This is a genomic window from Herbaspirillum sp. UBA812, assembly GCF_002296545.1.
Lineage (GTDB): Bacteria > Pseudomonadota > Gammaproteobacteria > Burkholderiales > Burkholderiaceae_D > Herbaspirillum > Herbaspirillum huttiense.
The window spans coordinates 30,745-39,335 of sequence record NZ_DBIC01000285.1 but is presented as its reverse complement, the minus strand read 5'-3'; the positions used below and the strand labels follow the sequence as shown (position 1 = coordinate 39,335).

10 protein-coding genes and 1 pseudogene are annotated in these 8,591 nt (G+C 63.3%); 4 read left to right on the top strand and 7 right to left on the bottom strand.

Translation table 11 applies throughout. The features are described 5' to 3' along the window. The 3 genes and pseudogenes from B3873_RS19755 to pcaH all read right to left on the bottom strand — a co-directional run. Window positions 1-210: pseudogene (locus B3873_RS19755) on the bottom strand (3-carboxy-cis,cis-muconate cycloisomerase); the annotation flags it as partial. A gap of 100 nt (window positions 211-310) precedes the next feature. Further along, window positions 311-823 (bottom strand): protocatechuate 3,4-dioxygenase, encoded by a 513-nt coding sequence (locus tag B3873_RS19750; protein WP_034336162.1) that lies wholly within the window; start codon window positions 821-823, stop codon window positions 311-313. Window positions 824-842: 19 nt separating this feature from the next. After that, window positions 843-1,535: a protocatechuate 3,4-dioxygenase subunit beta gene (pcaH, locus tag B3873_RS19745; RefSeq protein ID WP_039784021.1), complete on the bottom strand. Its 693-nt coding sequence runs from the start codon at window positions 1,533-1,535 to the stop codon at window positions 843-845. Between the two features lie 251 nt (window positions 1,536-1,786). Between pcaH and B3873_RS19740 the strand changes: the two genes are divergently transcribed. After that, complete coding sequence (locus B3873_RS19740; protein ID WP_039784023.1) at window positions 1,787-2,584, top strand: IclR family transcriptional regulator domain-containing protein; 798 nt, start codon at window positions 1,787-1,789, stop codon at window positions 2,582-2,584. 75 nt (window positions 2,585-2,659) lie between these two features. Here B3873_RS19740 and B3873_RS19735 read toward each other — a convergent pair whose 3' ends face one another. Further along, the gene (locus B3873_RS19735) at window positions 2,660-3,571 is read right to left on the bottom strand and encodes a helix-turn-helix domain-containing protein (protein WP_209535198.1); all 912 of its coding nucleotides are present in this window, start codon (window positions 3,569-3,571) and stop codon (window positions 2,660-2,662) included. 220 nt (window positions 3,572-3,791) lie between these two features. On the opposite strand from B3873_RS19735, the gene B3873_RS19730 reads away from it, so the two are divergent. Continuing rightward, entirely contained in the window at window positions 3,792-4,958 is a 1,167-nt protein-coding gene (locus B3873_RS19730; RefSeq protein ID WP_286868477.1) for a 4-hydroxybenzoate 3-monooxygenase, read from the top strand. 55 nt (window positions 4,959-5,013) lie between these two features. On the opposite strand, the gene B3873_RS19725 is transcribed toward B3873_RS19730, so the two are convergent. Then, window positions 5,014-5,334, bottom strand: a complete 321-nt coding sequence (locus B3873_RS19725; protein WP_286868474.1) for a hypothetical protein — start codon at window positions 5,332-5,334, stop codon at window positions 5,014-5,016. 216 nt (window positions 5,335-5,550) lie between these two features. Between B3873_RS19725 and B3873_RS19720 the strand changes: the two genes are divergently transcribed. After that, a complete protein-coding gene (locus B3873_RS19720) occupies window positions 5,551-6,129 on the top strand; it encodes a pyridoxamine 5'-phosphate oxidase family protein (protein WP_286868471.1) in 579 nt (192 codons plus the stop codon). Window positions 6,130-6,141: 12 nt separating this feature from the next. On the opposite strand, the gene B3873_RS19715 is transcribed toward B3873_RS19720, so the two are convergent. Further along, window positions 6,142-7,002 carry a CPBP family intramembrane glutamic endopeptidase gene (locus B3873_RS19715; protein ID WP_286868467.1) on the bottom strand — a complete coding sequence of 287 codons (861 nt, stop codon included), beginning with the start codon at window positions 7,000-7,002 and terminating at the stop codon, window positions 6,142-6,144. Window positions 7,003-7,147: 145 nt separating this feature from the next. Between B3873_RS19715 and B3873_RS19710 the strand changes: the two genes are divergently transcribed. Further along, window positions 7,148-8,026: an AraC family transcriptional regulator gene (locus B3873_RS19710; RefSeq protein ID WP_286868465.1), complete on the top strand. Its 879-nt coding sequence runs from the start codon at window positions 7,148-7,150 to the stop codon at window positions 8,024-8,026. Window positions 8,027-8,052: 26 nt separating this feature from the next. Here the strand turns inward: B3873_RS19710 and B3873_RS19705 are convergent, their stop codons facing one another. Then, window positions 8,053-8,484 carry a hypothetical protein gene (locus tag B3873_RS19705; protein ID WP_039784030.1) on the bottom strand — a complete coding sequence of 144 codons (432 nt, stop codon included), beginning with the start codon at window positions 8,482-8,484 and terminating at the stop codon, window positions 8,053-8,055. Window positions 8,485-8,591 lie beyond the last annotated feature (107 nt).

Here is an 8,591-nt window from a genome sequence, read left to right as displayed (position 1 = left end):
GGCGACGATCAAGGCATTGATGTCATAGAGCGGGGCGCGGCATACGCTGGCGATGGCGCGCGCGGCGGCCTCGGGGATGATGCCCTCGGCGGCTTCGGCCTCGGCCAGGACTTGTTCGAAGCGCAGCATGGCTTGTACCACCGCCTGGTCGTCGAACACCGCAATCATGTCGGAAGTGGTGAGGAAGCTGTCGAAGATCGAAACGCTCATGAAGTCTCCATTGCTTGCCCGTCCGGCGCGATCCAACGCAAACGGGATCCGGCAGGCCAAAGCCTGCGGATCCTCAGGGTCGTCACGCCGTAACGGGCGTTCAGGTGTAGTCGAAGAATACCGTCTCGCTGGCGCCCTGCATGTGAATATTCCACAGGTAGCTGCCATCGGCTTGCTTGCGGGCGATCAGGGTGTGGCGGCGGTCAGCCGGGACCTGCTCAAGCAGTGCCGATTGCGCCAGCGCCGGATCATCTTCCAGGAAGACGGCCGTGAACTGGTGCTTGACCAGCCCGCGTGCAAACACGGTCACGTAAGCCACCGGCTTGCCGGCCGGCGCCTGCGGCTGCGAAATCGAAAATGTGAACCCGCCCTCTTCATTGGTGGGCACCCGGCGATATCCGGGAATGGCGTGTGAAGTTTCTGCCGCAGCGCTGCCCGGCAGCCAGGCTTCGGCCCAGGCGTCATTGATGGGGACGCCGTCGCCATCGATGATGGCGCCCTTGATCTTGACCTGCGGCGCGCTGCTCTCCACGCGCGAAGTCAGTTCCACGGCCCAGGCCCAGGCTTCATGCGGGAAGGGACCGATGGTTTGCGAAGTGGTGATGTTGCTCATGTGGTCTCCTGCCTTGTGTTCAGATGCCCATGGGCGTGGCGTTGCGGCCGCGCAGGACGATGTCGAATTCATAGCCCAGCATCTTGTCATCCACCGTCTCCTCCAGCGAGAAGCGCGAAATCAGGCGCTGGCGGGCGGCTTCGTCAGGGATGCTCTGGAAGATCGGGTCATAGGCGAACAGCGGATCATTGGGGAAATACATCTGCGTCACCAGGCGCTGCGCATAGACGTTGCCGAACAGCGAGAAGTGGATGTGCGCCGGACGCCAGGCCTTGTGGTGATTGCCCCAGGGATACGGGCCGGGCTTGATGGAGACGAAGCGATAGCGGCCATTGTCATCGGTGAGCATCTTGCCGAAGCCGGTGAAGTTCGGGTCCAGCGGCGCATCGTGCTGGTCCTTCTTGTGGAAATAGCGGCCGGCGGCATTGCATTGCCAGACTTCCAGCAGCGAGTTGCGCACCGGCTTGCCGTCTTCATCGAGCACGCGGCCGGTGACGACGATCTTCTCGCCCAGCGGCTCGCCCTTGCCCTGCGCGGTCAGGTCCATGTCGTGCGGCAGGATCAGCTTGGGCGAGGCGAACAGGTTGGTGTTGGTGGCGGTCTCGTCGCGCACGCGCAGCGGCGCTTGCGTGGGACCGCGCTTGGCGGTGGACTTGTACGGGGGATAGATCAGTTCCGGATAGACACCGGGTTCGATGGCATCGAATTGCATGAGGTCTCCTCAGGTCGACGGGGTGAATGCGGCGTCGTCTTCGGTTTCCTTGCCTGCCGGAATGGGCGAATGGCGCGCCGTGCTTGGGTGTGGACAGATAGTAGGCAAGCAGATCGCCGCTCTCAAGGCCAACGCAGCGCAGCATATCCGCCATGCGCCCGCTTTGTGCGAGAATCGCACAAATGGCCGATTTTCTGCAGCGAACGGAAAACGGTGCGCACCAGCTTGTTTTATCCACAGGGCAGGGAAACATGCAGCAAGAACACATCGAAGAAGCGGAAGAGGGCGCAGACGGCCCTCTCAAACGTGATCTGGTCGCCGGTCTGGAAAAGGGCCTGCAGGTCATCGAAGCGTTTGATCAGGAGCGCTCGCGCCTGACCATCGCCGAGGTGGCGCAACTGACGGGCCTGACCCGCGCCGCCGCGCGCCGCTATCTCATCACGCTCACGCACCTGGGCTACATGCGGCACGACAACAAGACCTTCTCGCTCACGCCCATGGTGCTGCGGCTGGGCCAGTCCTACCTGCATTCGGCGCGGCTGCCGCGCATCGTGCAGCCGCTGCTGTACCGGCTGGCCTATTCGCTTGGGGAGGCGGCCTCCTGCGGGGTGCTCGATCACGACCAGCTGGTATGCGTGGCGGCGGTGAGCGCGGGGCAACTGGTGTCGACCACCTTGCAGCCCGGCACGCGGGTGCCGGCCTATTGCACCGCCAATGGCCGCATCCTGCTGGCCAACCTGCCGCCGGCGCAGCTCGATGCCATCCTCGCGCGTGCCCAGCCGGAGGCCATCACGGCCCACACCATCACCGACGTCGAACGACTGGGACTGGAAATTGCCCGTGCCCGCGCACAGGGTTATGCCCTGGTGGACCAGGAACTGGAGCTGGGCTTGCGCACCATGGCCGTGCCGGTGCGCAACTTCCGTGGCGAGGTGGTGGCGGCGATGAACATCAGCGTGCATGCGGCCCGCATGAAACTGGAAGACATGGTGGAACGCTGCCTGCCGGCCATGCTGAAGATCCAGGTGGAGCTGGGAGCGCTGCTGTGAGGCTTGGCTGACTTTCGAAGATGGGGCACCGGTTTTCGTTTTTGCGCCAACGTCGGAAACGGCACACCGGCACATTTATTCTTCCACATGCGTGCGCCGATATTCCTTGGGTGTCACCCCCATGTGCCGCTTGAAAAGCCGGCTGAAATACGCCGGATCCTGAAAGCCCAGTTCATAGGCAATCGTCGAAATGCCTGAGGGCACATAGGTCAGCTTGCGGCAAGCCTCCAGGATCAATCGCTGCTGCGCCAGGTCGAAGGCCGAATGCCCGGCCAGCTTCAGGCACAGGCGATTGAGGCGGCTGGGGGTGATGCGCAGTTTGTCCGCATACACCGCCACCTGCCATTGCTCCTTGAAATGCTGCTCCACCAGTGCGCGAAAACGGCTGAACAATTCAAAGTCGCCGCGTCCGGACAATTCCGCCGAGCGATGATCCGCTTCCAGCCGCACCAGCAAGAGCATGACGCTGCGCGCCAGCCATTCCAGCATCAGTGTGTGGCCGGTACGCGGTGCGGCCGATTCGGCAATCAGCAGGCGCAGCAGCGTCTCCATGCGTTCACGCAGTTCCGGTACGCGCCCCAGTTCGATGGCCATCGGGCGCAGGAACAAGGGGGAGAACAATTCGCCATGCCCCTCGCTACTGCCTGCCGAAAACACCACGTGTGGATCCACCGTCAGCACGAATCCCACAGCCTGCTCCGAGAAATCGAAACCGTGCACCAGGGAAGGATGGATGGTGATGACCACCGGACCATCGACTTCCCAGATCTCTTCTTCCATCAAGGCACTGACGTGCCCGGACATTAAAAAAAGTACCTGAAAAAGTCCTGCATGGGTGTGCGGTGCAATATGCCAGTCGTGCACGCGGCTGCGCGTCTCGATCAGTTCGATGTGCACCGACTCCGCATCTTCCGGTCGGGAAGCCTCGCCATACAAGGAGAATTGCGGTACATCGCTGGTGCGGGGTTTGCTTCGCGGTAAGGGCATAGGGTCTCCATCCTGTGCGTTGCGAGGGGGTGGCATGGTTGTGCTCTGTAAAAATAGTACAAGTAATTGGCGGGATCATCCATTTTTTATCCGAACACCACCGTCTAAGATTCTTCTCACACCAAGAACAAGAACAGATCAACTGCCACCCGCTTCGGGCTCGCGCCATTGCGCGCCGGGAACGATAACGGTGCCTGACCTTTACACGGAGACCTCCATCATGCGTACCCAAGTCGCCATCATCGGCGCCGGCCCGGCCGGTTTGTTGCTGTCCCACCTGCTGCACCTGAAGGGCATCGAATCGGTCGTGCTGGAAACCCGCACCCGCGAAGACATCGAATCCACCATCCGTGCCGGCGTGCTGGAACAAGGCACCATGGACATCCTCAACGAGACCGGCGTGGGCGAGCGCATGAAGCGCGAAGGCGCGCTGCATCACGGCATCGAGCTGGCCTTCGGTGGCCGCCGCCATCGCATCGACCTCACCGAACTGACCGGCAAGGCCATCACCGTCTATGCCCAGCACGAAGTGATCAAGGACCTGGTGGCGGCACGCCTGGCCGCGCAAGGGCAATTGCTGTTCGGTGTGAGCGGCACCAGCATCGAAGGCGTCGAGACCAGCAAGCCGCGCGTGCGCTTCATGCACGAGGGCGAGCAGCATACGCTGGAGGCGGATTTCATCGCCGGTTGCGACGGCTTCCATGGCGTCTCGCGTCCTGCCATTCCGGAAAGCCGCCGCCAGGATTACCAGCGCATCTATCCCTTCGGCTGGTTCGGCGTGCTGGTGGAAGCGCCGCCGTCGTCGGACGAACTGATCTATGCCCAGCATGATCGCGGCTTCGTGCTCATCAGCACGCGCTCGCCGACGGTGCAGCGCCTGTATTTCCAGTGCGATCCCAAGGACAGCGTGGACAACTGGAGCGATGACCGCATCTGGAATGAATTCCATACCCGCCTGGAAAACGGCGACGGCTGGCGCGTCAAGGAAGGCAAGATCTTCCAGAAGGGCATCATCGGCATGCGCAGTTTCGTCTCTACGCCGATGCAGCATGGCCGCCTGTTCCTGGCCGGTGATGCCGCGCACATCGTGCCGCCCACTGGCGCGAAGGGTTTGAACCTGGCGGTGGGTGACGTGAAACGTCTGGCCCAGGGCATCGAGGATTTCTATCGCAGTGCCAGCGAGGAAGGTCTCTCGTCCTACACCGAGCAAGCCTTGAAGCGCATCTGGCGTGCCGAGTATTTCTCGTGGTGGATGACCAGCATGCTGCATACCTTCGACGATGCCTCGCCCTTCCAGCGCCAGATCCAGCGCGCCGAACTGGAGAACGTGGTCAACTCGCGCGCGCTGTCGACGGCACTGGCGGAGAACTACGTCGGCGCATTCTGATTCGCCGCGGCCCGGTTTCAGCAAGCAACGATGACGCCCGCGCAAGCGGGCGTTGTCATTGGGAGAGCGTGAGATCGGCAGCTTCGGCCCCCTCATTGCGCCGGCGCTCGAGCAGGCGCCAACAATGGCCGCGCATCAGGTAGAGCGCGGCCTGGGCATAGCAACAGGCGCCGGCCCAGGCGGCGACGATGCTGCCGGGATAGCCCATGCCCAGTGCGCGCGCCAGTGCCGACAGCAGGGCGCAGGCCAGCAGGATGAGCCAGGTCCGAGCGTGAGCTTGCAGGCGCAAGGAGCGTGCGTGGAATTGGAGCCGGACTTGCCCGGCATCAAGAGGTGCGGACAGGGCAATCTGTTTGGGCGACCAGGAGAGTTTCATGCCAGGCTCCGTGTGTTCCCGCCGTGCTGCGGGGCTGACGTGCTGCGATGGACTGCGATCCGGACTGCGATGGGTGATGCGGGTGGAGATTCATGGTGGCACAGCGCTCTGACAATGCACTGACGCCGGCCTGACATGAGCATGTCGTCCCGCGATTGACACGCGATTCGCGCTGCCCTGAAATCGATTGCATGCGCCAGGCCCTACAATGGCGCCATGAACTTCAACCTGAACTTGCCTGAGCTCCACTCCCTGATCTGGGACGAACTGCGTCGCGGTGCCAGCCCGACGCGCTCGCCGTTTACCATCTGGCAACTGGCCACGCTGGGCCTGGATGGCACGCCCCAGTTGCGTTCCATCGTCCTGCGCGAGGCGGATGCGACTGCCGGGTCGCTGTGCTTTCACACCGATCTGCGCTCTCCCAAACTGGCCGAGATTCGTGCCGACGGGCGGGTGTCCATGCTGGCCGTGGACCTGGAGCGCCATCTGCAACTGCGCGTCAACGGCGTGGCTCAGGTGGTGCAGGATGCGGCCCGCGTGCGCGCCATGTGGACGGGGGCCCGGCCACACACGCTGATCCTTTACAAGACACCGCATGCCCCCGGCACGCCTGTTGCGCAACCGGAAGACGCTCACGTGCAGCCGCACGTCAGCAGCGATGGTGTCGAGAATTTTGCGCTGGTGGAAGTGCGGCTGGAGCGCATCGAATGGCTGGACCTGACGCCGGACCAGCATCGCCGTGCCCGCTTCTTGCGCGCGCAGGATCAATGGCAGGGGCAGTGGATCGCGCCGTGAGGCGAGCGTGACTCAGGCCAGCGCCGGATAGGTGAACGCGAGGAAGTGCACCGCATTGAGCGTGAAATGCAGCAGGATCGGTGCCTCGATCCGTCCGCTGCGCTGGAACACCCACGCATAGCCGAGGCCGGCCAGCCCGGCAATCGTCGCATAGGTCATGCCGCCCTCGAGATGCGCGGCGCCGAAGAGCAATGCCGACGCCATCAGCGCCAGTCCGCTACCGCCACGCATCCCCTGCAAGGCGGATTGCAGACGCTGCTGGATCACGCCTCGGAAGAAGGCTTCCTCGGCCACCACGGTCAACAGCAGGTTGATGGCCAGGAACTCCACCGTGAAGACGGGCCACTTCAGTGCCGGTTTGACCATACCTGTGAACCAGCCCACGCCCATCACCAGCACGATCGTCGCGATGCCCGGCAGCAGCGTCCTGGCGATGCTCTCGCGCCATTCCCGCCACGCATGGCAGCGGGGTGCCAGCAGCGCCAGCAACAGCAGTCCGGCACTCCCTTTGTCGAGATTGGCGAACAGCATGAAGGGCCGCGCATCCGCAGTGATGGCCGCTGACGGGATCACCAGCACATTGTGGAAACCGGGCCAGCGATGCAAGGCCAGCAGCAGCGCGAGCAACAGTGTGAGCGCCAGCAGACTGCGGCGTTGCCATGCGTGTGGCGCATGGGTCGTACCCCGGGCAGCGTAGCCCAACAGGACGATGCCCGCGACGGCGATGGCATCGAGTTGGCCGTCATGCAGTCCCAGCGCGAGGGCCAGCCCCAGCAGCGGCAGCCACGGCGCGAGGGATCGGCCAGCAGGCAAGGGCAGAGCGGGCAACCAGACGCTGCAGATCGCCAGCATCAAGAGGAGAGCGGAAGGCATTGGATATCAAGGCGGAACGCGACGAAGCCCGTGTTTTAACATGACGGCCATCAAGACTGCCAGAGGTTCTGATGACGATGCGCAATTTCGGTCAGGATTTGTGGCGCGCTTTCTTGCACAGTACGTCCCGTGAACCGAGGAACCGATGAACGACGACCGCAAAACCAGCAGCCAGGCCCGCTATCAAGCCCGATTCGAGCGTGTGCTCGACCATATCGAGGCGCATCTCCATACGCCCCTGGAGATGGAGCAGCTGGCGGCCGTCGCGCATTTTTCGCGGTTCCATTTCCAGCGGCAATTTGCCGATTTCACCGGCGTCGGGGTGGCGCGTTACATCCTGCTGATGCGCCTGAAGCATGCCAGCCTGCAACTGGCCTTCCAGCCGCAGCGGCGCATCATCGACATCGCCCTCGAAGCCGGTTTCGAAAATCCGGAATCGTTTACGCGCGCTTTCAGGAGTGCCTTCGGCCAGTCGCCCTCGCAGTTCCGGCGCACACCCGACTGGCCCTCCTGGAACGAGCGTTTCGTGTTCCGCATCCCTGAAAGGAAAGTGGACGTGCAAGTCGAGATCGTCAACGTCGAATCCATCCGCATCGCCATGCTCACGCATCGCGGTCCCGTCAATCAGCTCAATGGCACCGTCGGGCAGTTCATCGACTGGCGCAAGGCCACGGGCCTGTCACCGGTGGAGCGCTGCCGTACCTTCGGTCTGGCCTGGGACAATCCTGACACCACACCCCCGGAGCAATTCCGCTTCGGCATCTGTGGCGAGGTGGAAGGTGAGGTGCCGGACAATCCACAAGGCGTGGAGGCCTTCCTGATTCCCGGCGGACGTTGCGCGCGCGTGCGGCATGCGGGCGCGCATGACCGGCTGGGTGAGAGCATCTATCCGCTCTATCGCCAGTGGCTGCCGGAGAGCGGCGAGGAGCTGCGGGATTTCCCGCTGTACTTCCACTACCTCAACCTGCTGCCCGATACGCCGCCGGGCGAGCTGCTGACGGATATCTACCTGCCCTTGAAATAGTGCCGGTCAAAAAACGGGAAGAAACTTCACGCCACCAGAGCGCGCGAAAAGTGCGCCATCTGGTGCGTGGGCACCAGCAGCGGGACGAAGGAAGCTTCGTTCACAGCGAGCCAATAGGACAGGTGCGGGCTGGCATCGAAGCCATAGTTGCTGCCGTCGAGCTGCCAGAAGCGCGGCATCGCCAGCGCGGGGCGGACGCGATGCTTGAGCTGGTCCAGGCTGGCCAGGCGCGCAGCGCACGGCTGGAAAGGTGCCAGCGCCGCTGCTTCTCCGCTGGCTGCGAAACCTGCCGTGGCGAACCACTCCAGCACCTTGCGCGGACTGGCGTTGAGGCTCGCCCAGTCCTGCATGGCATCGGAACGCCCGGTGATGATGCGGGTGCAGCTGCTGACATACAGCTCGACCTTGCCCAGCAAGGCAGTGGGGACTGGGACTCGGACTTTGGCAAACGGCAGCATCGGCGGGGGCTTCCTTGGTGCGGAGATGGGCGGATCCGGGTGGAGCGGATCATTGAGGTTGTCACTGTAGCCATCCTGTGCGGGGCTGGCGATCGGGGAAATCCTGA